This window comes from Lentilitoribacter sp. Alg239-R112 (genome assembly GCF_900537175.1).
Classification (GTDB): domain Bacteria; phylum Pseudomonadota; class Alphaproteobacteria; order Rhizobiales; family Rhizobiaceae; genus Lentilitoribacter.
This window is the reverse complement of sequence record NZ_LS999833.1, coordinates 1,299,989-1,324,071: the sequence shown is the minus strand read 5'-3', so window position 1 is coordinate 1,324,071 and position 24,083 is coordinate 1,299,989. Positions and strand designations below refer to the sequence as shown.

The window sequence follows — 24,083 nt, the reverse complement described above, 5'->3', positions numbered from 1 at the left end:
CGATGGAACTGATTAAATTATGAATGTCTTCAAAAACTTTGAAAGCAAAATAAAAAAAGCCGTTATGTCTCTTGAAGTTGTTCAAGGTTTTGATGGCGAAGTCAATCTCGCACGTATGACTGTAGAGCCTCCACGTGATCCATCTCATGGCGACATTTCGACCAATGCTGCCATGATGCTTGCCAAGCCTTTGAAGAGTAATCCGCGCGAATTAGCTACTCAGATTTCCAATGCTCTATCAAGCGATGAAGATATAGCATCGGTTAATGTTGCTGGTCCTGGCTTTATTAACCTAAACCTGTCGGCAACTTATTGGCAAAAGCAAGTTGTTCGGATGGTTGAGCAAGGGGAAGATTACGGGAGAGATCAAATTTCTCCGGCACGTAAAATTAACGTCGAGTATGTGTCTGCAAATCCAACAGGTCCAATGCATGTTGGTCATTGTCGTGGTGCGGTTGTGGGTGATGCTCTTGCAAATCTTCTTGCCTATGCAGGACATGATGTCACCAAAGAGTATTACATTAATGATGCCGGCGTGCAGATCAATGTTTTGGCAAATTCTGTTTATCTAAGGTATTGCGAAGCGTTGGGCGATGATATTGGCGAAATTCCCGCAGGTCTTTATCCTGGAGACTATCTTGTGCCACTTGGAAAGGCGCTTGCTGAAGAATATGGCTCTAAACTGAAAGATATGAGTGAATCTGATCGACTTGCAATCATCAAACCTCGTGCCATCGATGGTATGATGGATATGATCAGAGATGATCTCGCTGCGTTGAATATTCGACATGATGTATTTTTCTCAGAACGGCAACTGCATGAAAATAATGGTGCATACATTGGCGCGGCTATTGATACGCTGGAGAGCAAGGGGCTTGTCTATAAAGGTACCTTACCACCTCCAAAAGGGCAATTGCCGGACGACTGGGAAGATCGAGAGCAGCTTTTATTCAAAACGACCGATTTTGGAGATGATTTAGATCGTCCATTGGTCAAATCTGACGGATCATACACTTATTTTGCAGCCGATACCGCATATTTCGTCAATAAATTTGAACGAGAGTTTGAAGAAACAATCTTTGTGTTGGGTGCAGATCATGGGGGGTATGTTAAGCGTATGGAAGCGCTGGCCCATGGTATTTCTGACGGTAAAACTGACTTAACGGTTCTATTGTGTCAGTTGGTCAAGCTTTATCGCAATGGCGAACCGTTCAAAATGTCTAAAAGGTCAGGCGACTTTGTTACACTTCGAGATGTCGTCGATGAAGTGGGTTCGGATTCTGTACGCTTTATGATGCTTTATCGTAAAAGCTCCGAGCCATTGGACTTTGATTTTGCTAAAGTTACCGAGCAATCAAAAGATAACCCTGTATTTTACGTCCAATATGCGCATGCTCGCTGTCATTCTGTGTTTAGGCAGGCTGCTGAGGCATTCCCGGAAGAGGATTTTTCGATTGATAGGCTGAAAAACATCGATGCTTCAACGCTCACGGATGAGACTGAGTTGCGTTTGATTGCGAAACTTGCTGAGTACCCTCGGGTTATTGAGAGTGCAGCACTGGGGCATGAGCCACATAAAGTTGTATTTTATCTTTATGATTTAGCTAGTATGCTGCATTCTCACTGGAATTTAGGAAAAGAACGCCCAGAATTACGGTTTATTAACCATGAAAGTGCAGAATTAACTGCGGCCAGACTTGGCCTAGTTTATGCAATTGCTTCTATCTTGCGGTCTGGTTTATCGATTACAGGTACGGAAGCACCACTGGAAATGCGCTAGTGTCAATATTTCTCCACATTGACATGGCAGAACATTTGCCAGGAGAAGTGAAGTATTATGACCGATGAATTGAATCAAAGAATTACACCTGAAAAAGAAGCAGACCAAACGGTCGAAAATCCTGTCGACGAATTGGCCCGCATGATGGGTTATAATAAAAATCCTGCTCCGCTTGGCGAGCCCGCAAGAGCTGAAAATACGATGGCGTCAGATCTTGAAGCAGAGTTGATGCGTGAATTTGGCATAGACGCATTAGAAAGTGAATCCGAGGCACCATCCACCACTGATGAAGTCTTTTCCGCACCAGAGCAAGCGCCAGTAGAGCCGGAAGTGCCTGAAGTACGTCCGCAAAGAACTACGTTTACTCGTGAGCCTGTCGAGATGCCTATTTATCAGCCTGATAATGTTCAAGAAAACGACCAAGATAACGTTCTGGCGGAAATGGCACGATATAATGTTCCGAACCCTCAAGAAAACATCATAAGTAATGTTAATGTACCGACAGATGATAATATGCCAGCGGTTGGTGACAATTTTGCGAATGATTTAGAACAAGAATTGGCAAACTTGCAGAACCAACTTTCAGATGGATTGCAGATTAATGAACCCGTTGATCAGGCACAAGAGGTCATCTCAGAGCATGCTCAGAAGATTGAGGAACCAATTACCCAATCAGTAGAGACGTTTCAAACCGTTGTTGATGCATCAGTATCGCAGTCGGTTACCGAGCCTGTCACACAGGAATCTTACGCTGGCGAGGTAGATATGTCTGCCGTTATCGATGCGAACGATGATGTGGAGAAAACAATAGAATTTGACGTGCCTTCTATCGAGCCAGCCGTTGTGAATGTAGCGCAGGAAGCATCCTATGATGCGGATCTGGATTCTGAATTAGAAGAAGAATTCTCACAATTGTACAAAGATAGTAATCCGCAAGAGGCGGCTGAAAATTCTAGTGCCGAAGCGTCTAATGAATCCACTCAAGAATCGACTCAGGACTTTAGTTCCTTTTTTGATATGAGTGCAGTGAATGAAGACCGAACCGGAGATTCGGACGACGTTTCTATGGATGCTGCTGCGCCGGCGGTATTAATGCAACCTGAAAGGATAGACGTATCTCAAAGCCAGGCCAATTGGCAAGATTTGCAAAGCACACCCAATGCAGATAATTCAAACACCGGTAAATTTGCAGCGGTTGGAATGTTTGCGCTCTTGGTTTTCGGTGCGGGCGGTTATTTTGTTTACAATAATTTGTCATCTGTAGATGGCGGCTCTAGTGAGCCTGTTCTGATTAAAGCTGATAATTCTCCCATTAAAGAGGAGCCTGCCGATCCCGGTGGAACAGATGTGCCAAATCAGGATCAGGCGGTTTATACTCAAGTAGAAGGCAATGATACTAGTGTCGCAAGTCAACCTAGTTTGGTTGAATCAACGGAGGAACCAGTTGATATCGTTCAACGAACTCTTGACCCTAATCTGTTACCGCTAGAAGGCCGTGATAGTGTTGAAAAGATCGAAGATCGATTGGTTTCTGGCGAACAAACAGATCTCTCCGCTGCAAATGGAACTGTTCAACCCCTTATTGTGCCTAAAAAAGTTCGTACTGTTGTTGTGCAGGCTGATGGAACAATAATCACTCGTGAAGAAACAGCTCCTGAAGCACCAACGCAACAAGCGCAAGCGGACACACCGCAACCTGATCAGGTATTTGGTAATCAGAACACCGTTTCCCAAGCATCTGCCGACGCGTTGTCGGCTGCATCAGCTGAGCAGGAAGTTGCGGCTGTGGCAGACGATACTCCCGTCGTAGATCCGTTGGTATCTGCAAATAGTGGACAAGTGGACAATACAGATACGTCAACTACAACTGACACTTCAACAAACGGAGAAACAGCATCTGCTGCGCCTGTTACAGTTGAAACACAGACGTCTGTAGCGACGCAGCCAGCAGTTACAGAACCTGTTGCACAACCTGTAGAAAATTTCTCTGGTTATTATATGCAGATTGCATCGCAACCTTCACTTGCCGCTGCTCAATCAAGTTATCAGAACCTTGTAACGCGCTACAATTCAGTTCTTGGTGGTCGCGGTGTAGAATATCAAAAAGCAGACATTGCCGGGAAGGGAACTTTCCATCGTGTCCGCATTCAGGTTGGTGAACGTTCAGAGGCAAATTCGCTTTGCTCGCGATATAAGTCCGCTGGCGGAAGTTGCTTTGTTACAAGATAAATAATTGCAGGTAGGCATTTGTGTCAGTATTCTCTTTTTATGAGAGAATCAAAAGCAATGATCTTAGGCTGTGCTGGCCTTTCACTTAATGAGGCCGAACGAGCTTTCTTTAAAGAAGAAAACCCGTTCGGTTTTATTTTATTTAGTCGAAATATTGAAAATGCCGAACAGGTCCTTCGACTGACCAAGGACTTACGAACAGCTATTGATAATCCGCAGGCTCCCATATTGATTGATCAAGAGGGTGGTCGGGTACAAAGACTAAGACCTCCAATTGCAGCCAATTACCCTTCAGCTTCTCAGTTGGGTGAAATTTATCAGAAAAAAGCAGATGTCGGGCTCCATGCAGTTTGGCTGATGTCGCGTTTACATGCGTTCGATTTGTTGTCGCTTGGTATCAATGTGAACTGTTTACCGGTTTTGGATGTGCCCTCGCCAGATGGTCATGAGGTGATTGGGACAAGAGCATATTCAAAACGGGCGGAAGATGTTGTTAAAATGGGTCGTGTAGCCTGCGAGGGCTTGAAAGCAGGTGGCGTTTTGCCTGTTATAAAGCACATGCCTGGGCATGGACGTGCAATGGCAGATACACATAAAGAATTGCCAATAGTTACAACACCCCACTTAGACTTATCTGCCTCCGATTTTATTCCGTTTAAAGCTTTATCGGAAGAATTGATGGCTATGTCGGCTCATGTGGTGTTTTCTGACATTGATACAAGCAATCCTGCGACAACGTCTGCGATCGTTATTCATGATATTATTCGCTCGGAAATTGGATTTGATGGACTTTTAATGTCTGATGATGTGTCAATGAATGCACTTTCTGGGGATTTCGCACAAAGAACCTCAAGAATATTTTCCGCCGGTTGTGATATTGTACTACACTGTGGTGGGGATATGGATGAGATGGAGACGGTAGCCTCCAACACTCCAATTTTGTCAGGTGCGTCTCACACAAGAGCCGCGGCGGTGCTTTCGAGTTTAGCAGAACCTGATGACATTGATGAGCAAGATATTCGCCAGGAGTTTGAGGCTTTGATTAGCGAGTTTGGAATCAACGCCTCGTAATCGATCGAGGGCAAATGACTGCAGACGATGACAAGAGTAAACTGGATTTAGCAGCTGATACCAACGCTCATGATGATGCGGTGGTCCCATCAAATATGCTTAAGCAGAATAAACGCTCTGCTCCAATGGAGAAGCTCTGGGATGAAATTAACCCGGATAGAGCCATTAGTGATAAAAGTCTCGTCCTGGATTTGGAAGGTTTTGAAGGTCCGCTCGATTTGCTGCTCCATCTTGCGCGTACGCAAAAAGTGGATCTTGCCAAAATTTCAGTCCTTGAATTGGCTGTGCAATACCTTGAATTTGTTGAAAATGCCCGCAAATTACGTTTAGAACTTGCTGCGGATTATTTGGTTATGGCAGCTTGGCTTGCATTCTTAAAATCCAAACTTCTCATACCGCGTCAAAATGATGAAGAAGAAGTTTCGGGTGAGGAAATGGCCCAGCAATTGGCGTTTCGCTTGAAGAGGCTTGAGGCGATGCGTGAGGCTGCGACGCGACTAGTTAATCGCAACAGATTGGGTCGAGATGTATTCGCACGCGGCATGCCAGAACCGATCGTGATTGAAAAGACATCTGATTTTTCCGCCTCGCTTTACGATTTGTTGACTGCATACGCCTCACAACGTCAGCGGAACTCTCGTTCTCAGGTGACGATTGAGCGCCGAAAGGTCTGGTCGCTTAAAGATGCGCGTGGAATTTTATCGCGTATGTTGGGTGAAATCGCCGATTGGACGGCACTTGATAGCTTTTTGATAAAATATCTGCACGAGGATGAGACAGAACGAAAAACTGCGCTGGCAAGCTCGTTTGCAGCTTCCTTGGAAATGGTTCGTGAAGGCTACTTCGATATTCGCCAAGATGGTGTTTTTGCACCGATATTTTTGCGAAATTCAACAAGATCGAAGACAAGCACAATGGTGGATGCTACCTTAGCGATGAATGGGAGTGAAGGTCAATGAATGAAGATGGTGGCTTGACCGAGATGGGCGAACATCGTGATGAATATATGGATGATGACATTGGTCATCATTCTATTCAGTCAGAAGATGCAGTTGACGCGTTGCGCGATCATGCACTTAAGGACGCAGAGCGTATTGCGGAGGCGCTGGTATTTTCCTCTGGGCAGCCCGTTTCTCAAAAATTTATTGCGTCTAAACTGCCTGATGGCATCGATGTTGAAGCCGTGATGCTGCGGTTATCTGATTTTTATGCATCTCGTGGCATAAATTTGCTGCGTATTGATGACGCATGGGCGTTTCGAACTTCGGCGGATCTTTCATTTCTCATTCGGCAAGAAGAAACAGAAGTTCGTAAACTTTCACGTGCTGCACTCGAGGTTCTTGCAATTATTGCTTATCATCAGCCGGTCACACGTGCCGAGATTGAAGAAATTCGTGGTGTCGCGACTTCAAAAGGTACATTAGATTTGTTGATGGAGGCCGAATGGGTACGTATGCGGGGGCGTAGACGCACGCCTGGTAGACCCGTAACATATGGTACAAGCCGCGATTTCCTCGATCATTTTGGGTTGGAAAACCTTAAAGATCTACCTGGACTGGATGAATTAAAAGGCTCCGGTTTGCTGTCCAGCCGCATTCCCAGTAATTTTCAAATTCCTGTTCCGTTTGATGGTGATGAGCTAACCGAAGATGAAGATCCGATTTCAGATATGGATTTGGAAGATCTTGGCCTCTTGACACCAATGGGTGATGAAGTGGATTAAAGCAGTTGAAGGAACTTTAAATCTAAGTTCCAAATTGCGGCTTTAGAATATGGCACCAAATTCAGACAAAAGTATCAGTATGGATATTCGCCAAAAGGCAGGCGTGAGCTTTGCAGCTAGCCTGACTTTTGAAAATATTCATCATAGTTATCACAGTGAACCTGTTCTTTGTGGTATAGATTTAACAGTGAAACCGGGCGAAGTCATGTGTCTTCTTGGGCCGTCTGGCTCTGGTAAAACCACTTTGCTTCGACTTGCGGCGGGGATTGAAGTTCAAAGCCAGGGACGGCTTTTACTCAACGGGCAAGAGATTGCTAATCCGAAAAAAGCATTACCGCCTGAGAAACGCGGCATTGGACTTATGTTTCAAGATTTTGCGCTTTTTCCGCACATGACAATATTGGATAATACGAAATTTGGATTAACTGCTCTTTCTGCTGATGAGGCTGAAAAACAGGCGATCCTCTCATTGAGAAGGGTAGGGCTTGAACAATACCAAAATGCTTACCCACATCTTTTATCCGGTGGTGAGCAGCAAAGGGCTGCCTTGGCTCGAGCCATCGCGCCGCGACCGTCTGTTCTTTTAATGGATGAGCCATTTTCAGGTTTGGATTCAAGACTTAAAGAGGTCGTTCGTAGTGATACTCTTTCTATTTTGCGTGAAGCGCGCGCCACATCTATTATTGTAACGCACGATGCTGATGAAGCTATGCAAGTGGCTGATCGAATTGCACTCTTAAAGGATGGAAAACTTGTACAAGTTGGTACTGGTCGTGATCTTTATCAAACCCCCAAAGACCTTTTCACAGCAAGCTTTTTCTCTGATCTTAATGTACTTTCAGCAACAACTAAATCAGGTAAAGTGGATACGCCTGTAGGCGTGGTGGATGCTGCAAAATTTGCAGATGGAATAAAGCTCGACGTCGCCATCAGACATTCAGGTGTGATGGTTGATACTAAAGCAGGCGGTATGCCGGCTCGTATCATTACCAGAAAGTTTGTTGGTAGGCTTGAACAGCTGCAATTAGCGGTATCAGGCACCGATAATCTTATCCATGCGAGTATCCGTGCAGGCAACTTGCCCCAATCAGCTTCTGATGTATTTTTAAAAATTAATGATCAGGACGTATTCTTGTTTGAATCTTCTGCATAAATATCCTACATAAAAAGAAAGAACATTAGGAGTAAATTATGGGAAATATTGGTCCCCTGCAGATTGTCATCATTTTGCTAGTTGTATTGGTCTTCTTTGGCCGCGGTAAAATTCCACAATTGATGGGCGATGTCGCTAAAGGTATTAAAAGCTTTAAAAGCGGTATGAAAGAGGAAGTCGATACGGCTGAATCAAAAACAGTTGAAGTTGAAAAACAAGCCGAAAAAGATAAAGTTTAATAGCTTTTCATTTCGTTAGATTGATACTGTTGAAAGTTATCTAGTATGTTCGATATTGGCTGGCCTGAGCTGCTTATGGTTGCTGTGGTTTTGATTTTGGTGGTTGGTCCAAAGGATTTGCCGCCCATGCTTCGTGCGTTTGGGCGCACGGTTAAAAAATATCGTGGCATGGCAAATGATTTCAAACGGCAGTTTGACGATGCACTGGAAGAATCTGAATTAGATGAGTTGAGGCAAACAGTTGCTGAGGCTAAAAGCTACAATCCGCTTAATCAGGTAAAAGACGCAGTCAATGACGTTGGTGCGGAAATTAGTGACGCGGTAGAAGATGCTAAGCCTGTAAAGCCATGGGTGCCGAAGCCGGAAGAAATTTCTGATGCAGCTCGTTCAGTGGGCGAGAAAGAGGCGAAGGCTGCTGCTGCAAAGGCACCAGTGCGTAAAACAACAGCACGTAAAGCTGCTGGGCAGAAGACAGCCGCAAAGAAAGCTGCTGCACCGAAAAAAACGACCGCACCGGTTCGTAAATCAACCGGTCGTAAACCTGCCGCAAAAACGTCGACAAATAAGTCGCCAGTTGCACCAAAAACAAATGTGCGTAAACCACGTACAACAATAGCAAAAACAAAAGGCGCAAGCGTCGATACAGGAAAGGCTAAGGTCAAATGAACGATCCCGTGAGTAATGAAGCGGAGATCGATGACCAACCGCAGCCACTTGTTGAGCATTTAGTTGAATTGCGCCGCCGTATGATTTGGGCGGTTGCTGGTTTCATCATTGCATTTGCTTTTTGTTTTGCATTGGGCAGCCAGATTTATAATTTGCTCATTTTGCCGTACTCATGGGCTGTTGAATGGTCAGGTATTCAAGATCAGGAAATAAAATTTATTTTCACGGCACCTCAAGAGTTCTTCTTCACACAAGTTAAAATTGGCTTTTTTGGTGGTATGTTGCTGTCATTTCCTGTGATCGCGACACAGATTTATAAGTTTGTTGCACCAGGTCTTTATAAAAATGAGCGTTCAGCATTTTTGCCATTCCTTATTGCTTCGCCGATTTTGTTTATCATCGGCGGTGCAATTGTTTATTTCGTTCTTATTCCTGTGGCGATGTTGTTTTTCTTAGGTACGCAGCAGCTAGGGGGATCTGGCGTTGCGTCAATCACATTACTTCCGAAGACGTCTGAATATTTAAGTCTTATTATGACGCTTATCTTTGCGTTTGGTCTTGTCTTTCAGTTGCCTGTGGTAACAACGCTGATGGCGCGTGCTGGATTGCTGACTGCGGAGACACTTTCCACGAAGCGGAAATATGCCATCGTACTTGCCTTTATTATGGCTGCGGTGCTAACGCCGCCTGATCCTGCTTCTCAGATAGGCCTTGCATTGCCTACAATCCTTCTTTACGAGGTCGCTATCTATTGCGCTCGCATAGTTGATCGACGTAGAAAAGAAGAGCTGAAGAAGTCGGGATATTCTGACGAAGACGAAGAGTAAGTCGCACCTTTTGGACGTACTTCAACCCCCTCAATAAGACTGTTGGACCATCATGCTTGATATTAAATGGATACGTGAAAACCCCGAACTATTAGATGTTGCGCTTTTAGTGCGCGGAGCGGAAAAGCAAGCGGACTTAGTTCTTAAGGCCGATGAAGCGCGTCGCTCGATCGTTCAGAAACTTCAAGACATGCAATCTCGTCGCAATAGTGCGTCAAAAGAAATCGGCGCTGCTATGGGCCAGAAGGACTTTGACAAAGCCGAAGCGTTGAAGACCGAAGTATCCAAGTTAAAAGACGAGATGCAGTCAGTTGAGGAAGAAGCTCGAACAGCCGATGCTGCTCTGTCTGATTTATTGGCTACACTTCCGAATATTCCATATTCAGATATTCCCGAAGGTCTTACCGAAGATGACAATCGCGAAGAGAGAAAAGTTGGCCAAAAACCCGGTTGGAATCACCCAGCAAAAGAACATTTTGAAATTGGTGAAGAATTAGGGCTCATGGATTTTGAGGCTGCGGCCGCAATGTCCGGGTCTAGATTTACTGTGTTAAAAGGTGGTCTAGCTCGCTTGGAGCGTGCCTTGGGTCAGTTTATGCTTGATGTTCATACGGTCGAGCATGGAATAGAGGAAATTAATCCACCACTATTGGTGCGTGATGAAGCCTTATTTGGTACCGGTCAACTACCTAAATTTTCCGAGGATCTATTTCACACCACAGAGGGTAGGTGGCTTATTCCTACTGCGGAGGTGTCTCTAACCAACCTTGTACGCGAACAGATTCTTGATCAGAAGCAGTTGCCGCTGCGATATACAGCGCTGACGCCTTGTTTTCGATCTGAGGCTGGTTCTGCAGGTCGAGATACACGTGGCATGTTAAGGCAGCACCAATTTATGAAGTGCGAAATGGTTTCAATTACGGACGCTGATAGTTCTTTAGATGAGCTGGAGCGCATGGTGGGGTGTGCAGAAGCTGTTTTGCAAAAGCTCGGGCTCCATTATCGTGTTGTTACGCTTTGTGGTGGTGACATGGGCTTTGGTGCGCGTAAAACCTATGATATCGAAGTTTGGTTGCCCGGGCAGGATGCTTATCGTGAGATTTCTTCTTGCTCAGTCTGTGGCGATTTTCAAGGTAGACGCATGAATGCGCGTTATCGTTTGGAAGATGGTAAAACCACGCAAATTGTGCATACACTCAATGGATCGGGTGTTGCCGTTGGTCGCTGTCTTATTGCTGTCATGGAAAATTATCTCAATGAGGATGGTTCCATTTCAGTGCCAGATGTACTCTTGCCATATATGGGTGGCGTCACCAAAATAGAAAAACGGTAAGATCTCTCTCATTCATAGGACTTTGCACAATGCGTATATTGGTTACAAATGATGACGGGATTGATGCAGAGGGTCTTGTGGTTCTTTGTAAAGCTGCCACGGAGCTTTCAGATGATATTTGGGTTGTGGCACCGGAGACCAATCAAAGTGGTGTTTCGCATGCTCTTACATTGGCTCAACCACTTCGGGTTCGTGAAATAGAAAGACATGTCTTTGCAGTAAACGGCACACCAACGGACTGCGTCATTGTAGCTGTTCGTCAATTGATGGATAATCCGCCTGATCTAATTCTTTCTGGTGTAAATGCAGGGCAAAATGCAGCGGACCACATAACATATTCAGGCACAGTTGCTGGGGCTATGGAAGGTGCTATTTTGGGAATCAAATCCATTGCTCTTAGTCAAGCTCATGATTGGAGCTTGGGAATTGGTCCGGTAAAGTGGGATGTCTCGCAAAAAATGGCAGCATCTATTTTAAAGAAACTAATAGATATTGATTTGCCGACAAATTCATTCTTGAATGTAAACTTTCCAATTGAACTTAGTGATGACGATCAGCATGTTATGATATCGCGACAAGCAAGACGCATGCACGGTTTAACAATTGAAGAGCGAATTGACGGTGTTGGAAGGCCTTATTACTGGCTTAAGTTTAAAGAAGGTGAACATGAAGAATGTGGAAGTACTGATTTGGCAGCACTATCTCATGGTAAGATATCGATAACACCAGTTAGGGTAGATATGACCGATCATGAATTGAGGAAGGCTCTAGAACAGGCATTTTAAACATGAGCAATCAGGCGCTTGAAAGAGAACAACTTGCTGCGATGTTACTCAGGCTTCGAGGCCTTGATGTAACAGGTAATGCACTGTTGACCGCAATCGAAAGCATTCCGCGCCGTATATTTCTTTCTCCGGAATTTAAAAATACTGTATATAGTTCTCAGATGTTCCCTATTGCCTGCGGTGGGTTTTGTGAAAGCGTAGATACGCTAGCCAGATTACTTCAGCAATTAGATGTCCAATCACATCATAAAATTTTGGAAGTTGGATGCGGAAGTGGCTATTCCGGTGCTGTGTTGTCGAGATTAGGCGAAAAAGTTTTGACGGTGGATCGTTACAAAAATCATGTGACTTTAGCCAATGAGAAGTATGAGCAAATCGGTGCAACAAATGTAATTGCAAAACATGCAGATGGTCTCCAAGGTGTGGAAGGTGAGGGTACATTTGACCGGATCTTCGTCTCGGCAAGTTTTAAAGATATGCCGCGTCATTTCGTTGAATTTCTAACATCAAGCGGCGTAATGATTGCCCCGTTATCCCTCGGTAATGGTACAGCAAAAATGGTTCGTCTTACAAAAATTGGAAGCCGTTTTGAGCGAGAAGACCTGTTCGAGGTTTATGATAGCCCATTGCTTGAGGGACTTGCCGCCGCGCTTTAATTTTGACTCAAATGGCGCATTATAGTTTTTTTTTGGTAAATTTAACTGCTCGGTAACATTAACGCGCTTTAATACGCACATATTGTTTTGCGTAATTGGTGTTGATTATGAGTAAATATGAGTTATCTCGTCCTTATCGGACAACGTTAAAGACCCTCTCGATGGTTTTGATGGCTGGCACTATCGCTGGTTGCAGTTCGGACATGAGTCGATTTTCGTATCATAATGCCCTAAATGATGGTCAGCTGACAACAGCTTCGGTAAAACAGCCACTTGCAGATGGGTTGGCGCCCGTTGGCAATGGTACTCAGACACAAAGTTATCCTGGCGATTATCGTGCTCCGTCCACTTATCAGCGGCAAGCAACCGTTCAGCAATATCCGGATGCCACAAGATCTCCGTCACCTATTCATACTGCTTCGATATCAAACAATCCCGCAAATGCGCCACGAGATTTGTATCAAGCAGCAGCTACTCCTGCTAAACAAACAAGCGTAGTTCGTGAAACATTACCAGCATCAACAAAACCATCATTCGCAGATAAAGTTCGCAAGGCTCTTTCACGTAAGGAGAAAAAGTCTCTCAACAACGTTGTTGAAGCCCCAATAGTTGCTAAGGCGCCTGTAAGAATGATAGCGCCAAGTACTCAGAATTCTATTGTAACAGGATCTATTAAGCCTGTATCCCAACCGAAATCACTCGTTCCGATGACACCAGATCCTATTGTGACTGGTTCGATCCCACCAAAAACTCAAGCACGTAAAGGTGGTTGGTCGACAATCGGTGGAACAAAAGTCTCACTATCAGAGGGCGAAACTGTATATAATCTATCTCGGCGCTATGGTGTTCCGGCAGCTGAAATCCTGCGAGCTAATAATATTGTAGATTCTCGTACAATTAAATCAGGACAGATACTCACGATACCGGTTTATGCTTATTCATCAGCAGCTCCAGTTTCGGCGCCTGATAATGATGTATTGACGAAGTCTGCAAATTCTCACCGTGGAAGCAAAACGATGTTCCCACGTGGTTCTAGCGCTCCTGTTCCAAATGTGCGGGACGGAATGTTGAAGGTTGTGAGTAATAAGCCATTCGCAACGCCGACTAAAAAAGCTGTAAGTAATACAGGTGCCTACACAGTTTCTTCAGGTGATACGCTAAACCGCGTAGCGTATAAGCATGGAGTTAGTGTATCGGCACTTAAAGCTGCAAATGGCTTGACGTCTTCAAATATTCGGATAGGTCAACGTCTGACTATTCCAAACAAGTCGTTTAAAGCGATGGCACCTGATAATACAATGACGGCGTCCGTTTCAGCAAAGGTGCCTGTAGTTGATCGGACTGGTCGCGAAAAATTAGCAGCAACGAAGAAGTCGATCTCCGAGAAAAACGATGCACTTACGCGGACTGCTAAAATAGAAACAGATGTCGTTGCACCAAAGAAAACAGGCATTGACAAGCTTCGCTGGCCTGCCAAAGGACAAATTGTGACAAGTTTTGGCGGTAAAACGGAAGCAGGAAAGCGAAATGATGGCATTGATATCTTAATGCCAGAGGGATCTCCTATTAAAGCTGCGGAAAATGGCGTGGTTATATATGCCGATAGCGGTTTAAAAGGATTTGGAAACACTGTTCTGGTTCGTCATGATGATAATCTTGTGACTGTTTATGCCCATGCACGAAGCTTGAATGTGAGTCGAGGGGATAAAGTTACACGTGGTCAGGTGGTTGCTCACAGTGGTATGTCCGGATCGGCAAAACGCCCGAAACTTCATTTTGAAGTACGGGATAAAGCTGTTCCCAAAAACCCGATATCATATCTTGAATAAAAGACGCCCTCCAGGCGAAAATAAGATGAAAAGGCTCGTTCAAGTAGACGGGCCTTTTCATTATTTATGAGAGTTTTTTACCAAGGCGCCCCGCCAAGTCCTGCGTGAATTGCCATGCGACACGTCCAGAGCGAGATCCTCGGGTGGTCGCCCATTCCAATGATTGAGCTTTTAAACTATCTTTATCGATCTCAAGATTAAAATGCTCTGCATAACCGTAAACCATTGATAAATAGTCATCTTGATTGCATTTATGAAAACCCAACCATAGTCCGAAACGGTCAGAGAGCGATACTTTTTCCTCGACAGATTCGTGCGGGTTAATTGCGGTAGAGCTCTCGTTTTCCATCATGTTGCGGGGGAGTAGATGGCGGCGGTTGGATGTTGCGTAAAAAATCACATTATCCGGCCTGCCTTCAATTCCTCCATCTAGTGCTGCTTTTAGAGACTTATAGGATGTATCGTCATGATCAAATGACAGGTCATCGCAAAACAATATGAACCGTGTATCTTGAGCACGTAGAATGTTTAATAGCTCAGGAAGCGTATCAATATCTTCACGATGAATCTCAATAAGCTTAATTTCTGCATTTCTGTTTGCGGCTGTGTGCGCATGCACTGATTTTACCAATGATGATTTGCCCATGCCGCGAGCACCCCAAAGCAGTGTATTGTTTGCTGGAAGCCCATCCGCAAAACGTTCAGTATTATCGATAAGGATATCACGGACGTGATCAACACCCTTGATAAGGCCTATATTGATCCGATTTGGATCGGCTACGGGTTGTAAAAACGAACTTGTGGGCGACCAGACAAAACAGTCAGCTGATTGGAAATTGATTTCTTTTTTCGCCTTAGGAGCGATGGATTGAACTGCTTTGCGCAGAAGTTCTAGTTCTGACATGATTTTATTTAGTGTTGTTTCGTTCATTTTTAACGCCTCGAATTTCCTTGAAGACGTTGATTATCAAATAAACTTGCGTTAGCACAGGCTTCATATTGCTTAGAGTTTGATATTTGATACGCAAAAGCAGTGGTTTGTCGTTGCATTCCCGTTTTTGAACACTATATTCCGCTCAACTAATTCTAATTTTAAAATGGTCATCCATTAGGGAGTTTTTTATGTTTGTAACCCCAGCTTATGCTCAGTCAGCCACAGGTGGTGGTGGTGATATCGTTGCTACGATTATTCCATTCGTTCTCATTTTTGTTGTAATGTATTTTTTGATCATTCGTCCACAGCGCAATCAGCAAAAGAAACGTGCTGAAATGTTGAGCGCTGTTCGTCGTGGCGATCAGGTTGTTACAGGCGGTGGAATTATCGGTAAAGTATCTAAAGTTGTCGATGATGCCGAGCTTGAAATCGAAGTTGCTGATGGTACGAAAATGCGTGTTATGCGTTCGCTACTAGCGGACGTTCGCGCTAAATCCGAGCCTGTAAAAGAATAGGCCTTAAATTGATCATAGTTTCTTCGGAAGCTATGATCATACATATCTTATCGAGACATATATGCTTTACTTTGCCCGTTGGAAAACAACCCTTATTTGGTTAGCCGTTTTCATGAGCGCTGTTGTTGCTCTGCCAAATTTACTTTCTGAGAATACGTTAAAAAATTTTCCAGACTTTATGCCGAAAGGGCAGGTAACGCTTGGCCTTGATCTTCAAGGTGGCTCGCACATGTTATTGCGCCTTGAGCGCAACGAAATCATTGAAGAGCGTATACAGACGACACGAGATGATGTGAGACGGCTTCTAAGGGCCGAGGGCATCGGTTACACGGGGCTTTCTGCTGCTGGACAAGCTGTACAGGTTCGCATTCGCAATAATGATGAAATCGAGCAGGCTAAGGATATTTTAGACGAACTTCTGGTACCGGTTGATGGTGGATTGCTCGGTGGCGGTACTATTGTAGAGATTACGCGTGAGGAACCTCAAGAAGGGTTACTGCGGTTCTCTTTATCAGAAGCTGGTATTGATTATCGTGTTTCAGCTGCTGTTGCGCAATCAATTGAGGTTGTCAGACGTCGTGTTGATGAGTTGGGAACAACAGAACCAACAATTCAGCGCCAAGGCAGCGATCGCTTGCTGGTTCAAGTCCCTGGGCTTGAGGACCCTCAACAGCTAAAGGAAATACTTAAAACAACAGCGAAACTCACATTTCGCATGGTTGATACGTCAATGCCCGTTCAAGAGGCTATAAACGGTCGACCACCTGCTACATCTGAGATTTTGCCTGCATCAAACGAAGCAGAAGGTTCTTACCTTATTCAAAGAAGCGTTTTGGTTGCTGGCGAAAATCTGGTTGATGCGCAAGCTGGTTTTGATCAACAAACCAATGAACCCATTGTTACATTCCGTTTTGACACCAAGGGTGCTCAGCGTTTTGGGCAGGCAACACAACAAAATGTTGGCCTTCCATTTGCAATTGTACTTGATGATCAGGTTATTTCCGCACCACGTATTAATGAACCAATTTTGGGTGGCTCAGGACAGATCTCTGGTAACTTTACTGTTGAAGAAGCCAATAATCTTGCGATTCTGTTGCGTGCGGGTGCATTGCCTGCGACGCTCACAATCATTGAAGAGCGAACAGTTGGTCCAAGCCTTGGAGCAGATTCTATTGCAGCAGGTAAAGTTGCTGGCATAATCGGCGCTGTTTTGGTTGTCGTATTTATGATTCTTGCCTATGGCGTGCTTGGAATTGTTGCCAATATAGCCTTGATTGCGAATATTGTGATGATTATGGCGATTTTGACGCTGTTTGGCGCGACGCTTACGCTGCCAGGTATTGCGGGTATCGTTCTAACCGTCGGTATGGCGGTTGACTCCAATGTTCTGATTTATGAACGTATTCGGGAAGAAGCTCGGGCAGGGCGAAACCTAGTTCAGGCAATCGAAGCTGGTTTTGCGCGCGCGCTAACGACAATTTTAGATGCTAATATTACAACGCTGATCGCAGCTGCAATTCTGTTCTTCGTCGGTACTGGCCCTGTTAAGGGCTTTGCGGTTACTTTAACAATTGGTATTATAACAACTGTCTTCTCGGCATTTACCCTAACACGTTGGATGATGGCGTTCTGGTTTAAGCGTCGCCGTCCCAAAGCTCTGCCTGATGGCTTAATGGGTATGTTACCGAGCGAATTTAATTTTAAATTTATGAAGCTTCGGAATGCCGCGTTTATTGCGTCTGTCTTTGCGGCGGTTGCCTCTGTTGCATTGTTCTTCACTATTGATATGAACTACGGCATTGATTTTAAAGGTGGCTCCATAATTGAGGTTCGTTCACAAGATGGGCCCGCAGACTTGGGTGATCTTCGTACACGTATGTCGGAATTAAATTTAGGCGATGTTCAAGTTCAAGAATTTGGCTCGCCCGAAGAAGTTCTTATTCGGGTTCAAGCCCAAGATGGTAGTGAGAGTTCAGAGCAAAATGTTGTAACACTCGTTCGCGCTGAACTTGACAGTGAATATGAATTTAGACGTGTCGAGGTTGTGGGTCCAACTGTATCATCAGAACTTGCAACAGCAGGTGCGCTAGCAGTTGGTGGCGCTTTGTTTGCGATCCTGATCTATATTTGGCTTCGTTTTGAATGGCAGTTTGCAATTGGTGCTGTCGTCGCGACTTTCCATGATGTATTGCTTACGATAGGTATATTTGTATTGTCGGGTGTTGAGTTCAACCTTTCAAGTGTCGCGGCGGTACTGACCATTGTTGGTTATTCGCTTAACGATACCGTGGTGGTTTATGACCGTGTTCGAGAAAATCTAAGGCGATACAAAAAGAAGCCGCTTGATGCGTTGCTTGATCTTTCAGTTAATCAAATGCTCTCGCGTACAATGCTTACGTCTGTAACGACATTGCTTGCTCTTCTTGCATTGTTCCTGTTTGGTGGTGAGGTGATCCAATCATTCACATTCGCCATGATCTTTGGTGTTATTGTCGGCACATACTCATCAACCTTTATCGCAGCGCCGATTCTGATCTTGTTTAAATTGCGCCCAGAAGATTTCCGTAAAGGATTGGATGACAAAGTAAAGAAGAAGGATGAGACAGAGGGCACACTTCCTGTGCAATTTGATACGTGAGTGAAGCTGGCGATCAGCAAATACCCGATGTGAGCCTTAAAATGAATGAGGCTCATTTTCCAGGGCGGGCGCCAATTGATGCCTACGGTAATGGTGGGTTTCGTTTTGCCGATATGTCTCATCGTGGTTCGTTGTTATGCTTACCATCTGGAATTTATGGCTGGAATGTTGAGCAAGGTACTGAATTAACCGCTAACTTGTTTTCCAAAGTCTGGGGAGAAGCCTCTGATCTTGAGGTTTTTCTCGTAGGTACGGGGCTAGATATTAAAATGTTACCATTGGAGCTGAAAGAAGCGTTTAAATCTCGCGCAATTTCGAGTGATCCAATGAGCACTGGAGCTGCGGTTCGAACATATAATGTACTGCTCGCGGAGCAGCGAGCCGTAGGCGCAGCATTTATAGTGGTTTAAGTCATCATGCATATGGATATTGATGATCAACTTATCTCAGAAAACTTAAAGAACTTCGACAGGTCAAGCTACCTTGCATGCTTGTTGATGGGGGACCCGCATCGACTGCCGATTGCTGTTTTGTATGCATTTCATGCAGAAGTTTCTCGTATTCGCGATATGATTCGCGAGCCATTACCCGGCGAAATCCGATTACAATGGTGGCGTGAAGTGACAGCTGAATATGCACGAAAAGACGAAGCTTCGGCCAACCCGCTTTCTAATGCGCTAAATCAGGTTATAGAGCGGTACGATCTAAACCGCGTCAGTTTTGATGGATATTGCCGAGCAAGAATATTTGATCTTTATGATGATCCGATGCCGGACTTTGCTACATATGAAGGTTATTGTGGTGAGACTGCATCCATTTTGATGCAGCTATCCTGCCAAATCATATCGTCTGAACATGCTAAATTTGCGGCGAGCACCTCCGGTCATGCTGGTGTTGCGTATTCTGTCGCTACTCATTTGTTACGACTAGCAGATCACCGCGCGCGCGGGCAACTTTACATTCCCTTGGAATTACTGAATGAAACCGGCCTTGATCGTGAGAGCTTTCTTAAAGGGGTAGATGAAGCTAGGAATGCAGAAGTGATTCGCGAGTTTGCATCTTATGGAGAGAATCACTTACGCAAAGCAAGAGAATATGCACGAGATATCTCTCCTGTACTGAGCGATGCGTTTTTGCGGATGGCAAATTGTGATAGTATTTTCAAACGTGCTTCTAAGTTCGGTGCCCGATGTCTCGTTGAAAGTTGCGCGCCGTCTGGTTTGAAGAACCAATGGGACTTGTGGCGCACCTCACGACGAGGCATCTTCTAAGTGAAGTAAATTGAATTTTGGAATATACTTTTGGAAAATACAGCTAACTATATTTTCTTAGCAACAATCATAGCGATATGTTTATTGACGCTACGCATTATGCGTCACCCTAAGGCTGTAAGCGTGCGAGACCCGGGCGAAGCTATTGTGGAATTTGGGAATGTTTTCCCTGATGAGGCTGTGCGCTCTGTGCTGATGGATAAGGAAGGTCGCACCACATTCATGCGGCTGGCTGACGGTAAAACTGGCCTGACACAAGTTGTCGGCAAAACTTACGTTGTTCGCCTTATCCAACCTGGCGAAATTGGAGTTAGTTTAACCGACGATGGGGCGGGACTTATTCTCAATTTTGAGGAAGGCAGTGCTATCGGCGGTGTTTACGAATTCTTGGAACCTCAAGATGCGGCAGAAGTATCGCTTTGGATCTGCGGCAGCTTTGGTCTCAAGATGGCCGAGACCAAAGATAATGTTTGATAATTGCGATTAGCAGCTGTTTTCTAACCAAGTTGCACAATCTTTTAACGCGCGCGCGCAAAGCCCTTGCTTTTTTGCAGCCCGTTTTTCTTTTTTCTTCCAGCGTGCGCCTTCCGGTTTTGCGAGAATATCTTCTTCAGCTAGTGGCGGGAAAAGCCCGAGATTTACGTTCATAGGTTGGAAAGAGCGTTTGCCCTTTTCAGCATCTGAGCTTAGATGCCCACCTGTAATATGATTTAAGAGCGCTCCGAATGCTGATGTTGTTGGAGGTAGATCAGTTGGTTGTCCCAGTCGATCGGCAGAAGCAAAGCGGCCCGTAAGCAAACCAATTGCTGCACTTTCAACATAGCCTTCACATCCGGTGATTTGGCCCGCAAAACGTAATCCCTTTCGCGAGTGTAGCTGAAGTGTCGGGTCTAGCAGCTTCGGCGAATCAAGATATGTATTGCGATGTAGACCGCCCAATCTTGCGAATTCGGCATTTTGGAGGCCTGGAATCATGCGAAAAATATCCGCTTGTGCGCCATATTTCAATTTAGTTTGAAAGCCGACCATATTATATAAGGTTCCAAGCGCATTATCTTGGCGAAGTTGCACAACTGCATATGGTTTGTGTTCAGGATCATGCGCGTTCGTCAGCCCTCTTGGTTTCATTGGACCGTGGCGTAGGGTTTCGCGGCCACGCTCGGCCATGACTTCAATTGGTAGGCATCCATCAAAATATGGCGTGCCTTCCCATTCCTTAAATTCAGTCGAATCACCTTCAATGAGGCCATCAATAAATGCGTTATACTGATCTTCATTCATTGGGCAGTTGATGTAATCTTTGCCTGTGCCGCCAGGTCCTATCTTATCATAGCGAGATTGGAACCAGCAGATATCCATATCGATGCTATCTGTGTGTATAATCGGTGCAATGGCATCAAAAAAGGCTAGAGCATCACTTTGAGTTTGCTCAATAATTGAATTTGCTAAATCAGGTGCTGTGAGAGGACCTGTTGCGACGATTGAAAGATCCCATTCTTGGGGTGGAAGGCCGGCCACTTCTTCGCGTTCAATAGTTATTAGCGGGTGTGCCTCCAATTCGGCGGTAACGGCTTGGGAAAATCCGTCACGATCAACTGCAAGTGCGCCACCTGCGGGAACTTGGTTTGCGTCAGCGCATTTCATAATAAGTGAGTTGGCCAAACGCATTTCTGCGTGAAGAACACCAACGGCATTATTTTCCGCGTCGTCAGACCTGAATGAGTTTGAACATACGAGTTCTGCCAAGCCTTCGGTCTTGTGTGCTTCTGTCGCGCGCTTTGGGCGCATTTCATGGAGAATAACAGGAATGTCGCGAGATGCGATCTGCCAAGCAGCTTCGCTGCCTGCAAGTCCGCCACCTATGATGTGAATAGGTTTATGAGATGATGATGTCATAATTGTTCTTTAAGCCAAGCTGATATGACTGTGAAGAGATAATTTGTGTCTGAAGAAAATGGCCCTCAAAAAGAATAACACTCGCTGCGGGAGGAGGTGCAGCGAGTGTTATCTATTTCGAACGGACAAACTGGGAGGAGGATGTTTGCCGATCTATTCAGCAGCACTGGGAGGAGGATGTGCTGCTTGAATTCTATGTTTTGATCAGCGCCCACCTTGGGAGGAGGATAGGTGGGCGCTTTATCAAATAGCTGACATGGGAGGAAGAAATATGTCAGCTAATTCGAACCGGCTCAATTGGGAGGAGAATACCGATCCGAAATTTTAATTACTTAACGACTGCGCGAGCAACTGTAGTGATTTCACTACGCTGTATGCCTAGATCATTTAGGTCACGAGATGACAGGGAATTTAATTCGTTCACTGTCCTGCGGTAATCGCGCCAGTTCTTGTATGATTTACGAATGTTCATCTTTATATTCCTTCAATCTATTGAAGCGTTTCCGCTCCGTTGATGATTTGAATATAGTACACCTGTATCGATTTGTGCAGCGCAATATATGTATATGAGATATGCGCTGTGTGCATAGCTCGTCATATTTTTGTCATATTATGTGGCAATTCTAGTTTGTACTGATCAAATAATAGCCAATATGTGTATATAAGGACAGTGATCATAAAGACTGACGGTTTTTGACAAAATGTCAGCAGAATTATGCTTCAATATTACTGCGTGCTTTGATTAAATCTTCAGCTTACGCTCGGTTGTTATGTAATTGGTGAAAAACAATCTCGTTATCGTGTTGACATAACCTGAAAGGGCGTCTATCAGGGCCTCTGGAATGCGGGTGTGGCGGAATTGGTAGACGCGCTGGATTTAGGTTCCAGTGCCGCAAGGCGTGGAAGTTCGAGTCTTCTCACCCGTACCATCTTTTCTCAAAGTGTGTTGTTTGCTTTCGCAGATAACGCACTTTGAAAGAGATGAAGCTCCAGGCAGGATTAGGCCTATTGAGCGGTCAAAAAATCTGGTCAGGCAAATATTATTTAATCTCCGATAAATGTGTCGGATTGATAGGAAGTTAGATATGCAAGTAACTGAAACCCTCAATGAAGGTTTGAAGCGCGAACTTAAGGTCACTATCCCGGCTGCGGATATGGAGACTCAGTTGAATGAGCGTTTGGCTGATGCCAAAGATAAAGTGCGTATCAATGGATTTCGTCCGGGTAAAGTTCCAATGTCTCATATGAAGAAGACATACGGAAAGTCTATTATGGCAGAGCTTGTGAATGAGATCATTCAAAGCCGCCCTACAGAAATTCTTTCAGAACGCGGTGAGAAGTCTGCTACACAACCTGAAATTAATATGACTGAAGATCAAGACGAAGCCGAAGAAATTTTGGCAGCTAAAAAAGATCTTGAATTCACTCTTGCATATGAAGTTATCCCAACATTTGAAGTTGCTGATCTAACGAATCTTTCAGTTACGCGCCAAGTTGTCGATATTGAAGAAGCGGAAGTTGAAGAGCAAGTCATGCGTGTTGCGGACAGTGCTCGTAACTACGAGACTAAAAAGGGCGCTGCCAAAATGGGCGACCGCGTTACCATGGATTATCTCGGTAAAGTTGACGGTGAAGCGTTTGAAGGTGGTACAGCCGAAGATGCTCAATTGGTTTTGGGTTCAAACCAATTTATCCCGGGCTTTGAAGACCAGCTTGTTGGTATTAAAGCTGGCGACGAAAAAGTTGTAACAGTGACTTTTCCTGAAGAATATCAAGCCGAACATCTTGCTGGCAAAGAAGCAAATTTCGAAATTAAGGCAAAAGAAGTTGCTGCTGCTGGTGATATCGAGATTAATGACGAACTTGCTACAAATCTTGGTCTTGAATCTGCAGCCAAGCTTCGTGAAGTTGTTCGTGAGCAAATTGAGGGCCAGTATGGTCAACTAACGCGCCAAAAAGTTAAGCGTCAAATCCTGGATCAATTAGATGAACTTCATCAGTTTGAAACACCTTCAAAACTAGTTGAATCTGAGTTTGATAATATCTGGCGTCAGGTAAACACGGATCTTGAGCAGAACGGTAAAACGTTTGAAGATGAAGATACAACAGAAGACGAGGCTCGAGCTGAATATACAGCGCTTGCAGAACGTCGCGTACGTCTTGGTCTTGTCTTATCGCAAGTTGGTGAAGCCGCTGAGATTGATGTTACAGAAGATGAATTGCAGCGTGCATTGTTTGAACAAGTTCGCCAATTCCCGGGTCAAGAGAAGGAAATCTATGAATATTTCCAAAAGACACCGGGCGCTGCGCAGTCACTTCGTGCTCCGATCTTTGAAGAGAAAACAATTGATCACCTCATGACAGTTATCAAGGTTACTGATGAAACAGTAACTAAGGAACAACTTACTGCTGAAGATGAGGAAGAGGCTGCAAAGCCTGCTAAGAAAAAGGCTCCAGCAAAAAAGAAAGCTGCTCCTAAGAAAAAGGCAGCTGAAAAGTCTGAAGACTAGCTCGCACATATGTTTTGAAGAAGCCGCT

22 protein-coding genes and 1 tRNA gene are annotated in these 24,083 nt (G+C 44.7%); 20 read left to right on the top strand and 3 right to left on the bottom strand.

Going from position 1 to position 24,083, the window contains the following annotated elements:
- The first annotated feature begins 19 nt into the window (after window positions 1-19).
- From argS to G3W54_RS06770, 13 genes are all read left to right on the top strand, one after another.
- Window positions 20-1,780 (top strand): arginine--tRNA ligase, encoded by a 1,761-nt coding sequence (argS, locus tag G3W54_RS06830; RefSeq protein WP_162652342.1) that lies wholly within the window; start codon window positions 20-22, stop codon window positions 1,778-1,780.
- Between the two features lie 57 nt (window positions 1,781-1,837).
- Window positions 1,838-4,009: an SPOR domain-containing protein gene (locus tag G3W54_RS06825; protein WP_162652341.1), complete on the top strand. Its 2,172-nt coding sequence runs from the start codon at window positions 1,838-1,840 to the stop codon at window positions 4,007-4,009.
- A 39-nt stretch (window positions 4,010-4,048) separates the two neighbouring features.
- A complete protein-coding gene (nagZ, locus tag G3W54_RS06820) occupies window positions 4,049-5,080 on the top strand; it encodes a beta-N-acetylhexosaminidase (RefSeq protein WP_162652340.1) in 1,032 nt (343 codons plus the stop codon).
- A gap of 125 nt (window positions 5,081-5,205) precedes the next feature.
- Entirely contained in the window at window positions 5,206-6,039 is an 834-nt protein-coding gene (locus G3W54_RS06815) for a ScpA family protein (RefSeq protein WP_162653597.1), read from the top strand.
- Between the two features lie 47 nt (window positions 6,040-6,086).
- The gene (gene scpB / locus G3W54_RS06810) at window positions 6,087-6,803 is read left to right on the top strand and encodes an SMC-Scp complex subunit ScpB (RefSeq protein ID WP_244627911.1); all 717 of its coding nucleotides are present in this window, start codon (window positions 6,087-6,089) and stop codon (window positions 6,801-6,803) included.
- 49 nt (window positions 6,804-6,852) lie between these two features.
- Entirely contained in the window at window positions 6,853-7,956 is a 1,104-nt protein-coding gene (locus tag G3W54_RS06805) for an ABC transporter ATP-binding protein (RefSeq protein ID WP_162652339.1), read from the top strand.
- 38 nt (window positions 7,957-7,994) lie between these two features.
- On the top strand, window positions 7,995-8,195 hold the full coding sequence (gene tatA / locus G3W54_RS06800; protein WP_162652338.1) for a twin-arginine translocase TatA/TatE family subunit: 201 nt from the start codon (window positions 7,995-7,997) through the stop codon (window positions 8,193-8,195).
- A gap of 45 nt (window positions 8,196-8,240) precedes the next feature.
- Window positions 8,241-8,861 (top strand): Sec-independent protein translocase protein TatB, encoded by a 621-nt coding sequence (gene tatB, locus G3W54_RS06795; RefSeq protein WP_162652337.1) that lies wholly within the window; start codon window positions 8,241-8,243, stop codon window positions 8,859-8,861.
- Window positions 8,858-9,688, top strand: a complete 831-nt coding sequence (tatC, locus tag G3W54_RS06790; protein WP_162652336.1) for a twin-arginine translocase subunit TatC — start codon at window positions 8,858-8,860, stop codon at window positions 9,686-9,688. Before tatB ends, tatC begins: the two co-directional genes overlap by 4 nt.
- A 52-nt stretch (window positions 9,689-9,740) precedes the next feature.
- A complete protein-coding gene (gene serS / locus G3W54_RS06785) occupies window positions 9,741-11,021 on the top strand; it encodes a serine--tRNA ligase (RefSeq protein ID WP_162652335.1) in 1,281 nt (426 codons plus the stop codon).
- 29 nt (window positions 11,022-11,050) lie between these two features.
- The gene (gene surE / locus G3W54_RS06780; RefSeq protein ID WP_162652334.1) at window positions 11,051-11,806 is read left to right on the top strand and encodes a 5'/3'-nucleotidase SurE; all 756 of its coding nucleotides are present in this window, start codon (window positions 11,051-11,053) and stop codon (window positions 11,804-11,806) included.
- A gap of 2 nt (window positions 11,807-11,808) precedes the next feature.
- A complete protein-coding gene (locus G3W54_RS06775; protein WP_162652333.1) occupies window positions 11,809-12,462 on the top strand; it encodes a protein-L-isoaspartate(D-aspartate) O-methyltransferase in 654 nt (217 codons plus the stop codon).
- A gap of 107 nt (window positions 12,463-12,569) precedes the next feature.
- Window positions 12,570-14,291 (top strand): peptidoglycan DD-metalloendopeptidase family protein, encoded by a 1,722-nt coding sequence (locus tag G3W54_RS06770; RefSeq protein WP_162652332.1) that lies wholly within the window; start codon window positions 12,570-12,572, stop codon window positions 14,289-14,291.
- Window positions 14,292-14,355: 64 nt separating this feature from the next.
- Here the strand turns inward: G3W54_RS06770 and G3W54_RS06765 are convergent, their stop codons facing one another.
- Window positions 14,356-15,222, bottom strand: coding sequence for an ATP-binding protein (locus G3W54_RS06765; RefSeq protein ID WP_162652331.1), 867 nt, complete (start codon window positions 15,220-15,222; stop codon window positions 14,356-14,358).
- 191 nt (window positions 15,223-15,413) lie between these two features.
- Between G3W54_RS06765 and yajC the strand changes: the two genes are divergently transcribed.
- The 5 genes from yajC to G3W54_RS06740 all read left to right on the top strand — a co-directional run bounded on the left by yajC (window position 15,414) and on the right by G3W54_RS06740 (window position 20,123).
- The gene (gene yajC, locus G3W54_RS06760; protein WP_162652330.1) at window positions 15,414-15,740 is read left to right on the top strand and encodes a preprotein translocase subunit YajC; all 327 of its coding nucleotides are present in this window, start codon (window positions 15,414-15,416) and stop codon (window positions 15,738-15,740) included.
- A 61-nt stretch (window positions 15,741-15,801) separates the two neighbouring features.
- Entirely contained in the window at window positions 15,802-18,378 is a 2,577-nt protein-coding gene (secDF, locus tag G3W54_RS06755; RefSeq protein WP_162652329.1) for a protein translocase subunit SecDF, read from the top strand.
- Window positions 18,379-18,419: 41 nt separating this feature from the next.
- Entirely contained in the window at window positions 18,420-18,788 is a 369-nt protein-coding gene (locus tag G3W54_RS06750; protein ID WP_162653595.1) for an Mth938-like domain-containing protein, read from the top strand.
- A gap of 6 nt (window positions 18,789-18,794) precedes the next feature.
- Window positions 18,795-19,649, top strand: coding sequence for a phytoene/squalene synthase family protein (locus G3W54_RS06745; protein ID WP_244627848.1), 855 nt, complete (start codon window positions 18,795-18,797; stop codon window positions 19,647-19,649).
- A gap of 30 nt (window positions 19,650-19,679) precedes the next feature.
- Window positions 19,680-20,123, top strand: a complete 444-nt coding sequence (locus G3W54_RS06740; protein WP_162652328.1) for a hypothetical protein — start codon at window positions 19,680-19,682, stop codon at window positions 20,121-20,123.
- A gap of 9 nt (window positions 20,124-20,132) precedes the next feature.
- Here G3W54_RS06740 and trmFO read toward each other — a convergent pair whose 3' ends face one another.
- Together trmFO and G3W54_RS06730 are read right to left on the bottom strand one after the other, a co-directional pair.
- A complete protein-coding gene (gene trmFO / locus G3W54_RS06735; RefSeq protein WP_162652327.1) occupies window positions 20,133-21,545 on the bottom strand; it encodes a methylenetetrahydrofolate--tRNA-(uracil(54)-C(5))-methyltransferase (FADH(2)-oxidizing) TrmFO in 1,413 nt (470 codons plus the stop codon).
- A gap of 328 nt (window positions 21,546-21,873) precedes the next feature.
- Window positions 21,874-22,017 (bottom strand): DUF1127 domain-containing protein, encoded by a 144-nt coding sequence (locus G3W54_RS06730; RefSeq protein WP_162652326.1) that lies wholly within the window; start codon window positions 22,015-22,017, stop codon window positions 21,874-21,876.
- A 372-nt stretch (window positions 22,018-22,389) separates the two neighbouring features.
- Between G3W54_RS06730 and G3W54_RS06725 the strand changes: the two genes are divergently transcribed.
- Together G3W54_RS06725 and tig are read left to right on the top strand one after the other, a co-directional pair.
- Window positions 22,390-22,474, top strand: a tRNA-Leu gene (locus G3W54_RS06725).
- 156 nt (window positions 22,475-22,630) lie between these two features.
- Window positions 22,631-24,055: a trigger factor gene (tig, locus tag G3W54_RS06720; protein ID WP_162652325.1), complete on the top strand. Its 1,425-nt coding sequence runs from the start codon at window positions 22,631-22,633 to the stop codon at window positions 24,053-24,055.
- Window positions 24,056-24,083 lie beyond the last annotated feature (28 nt).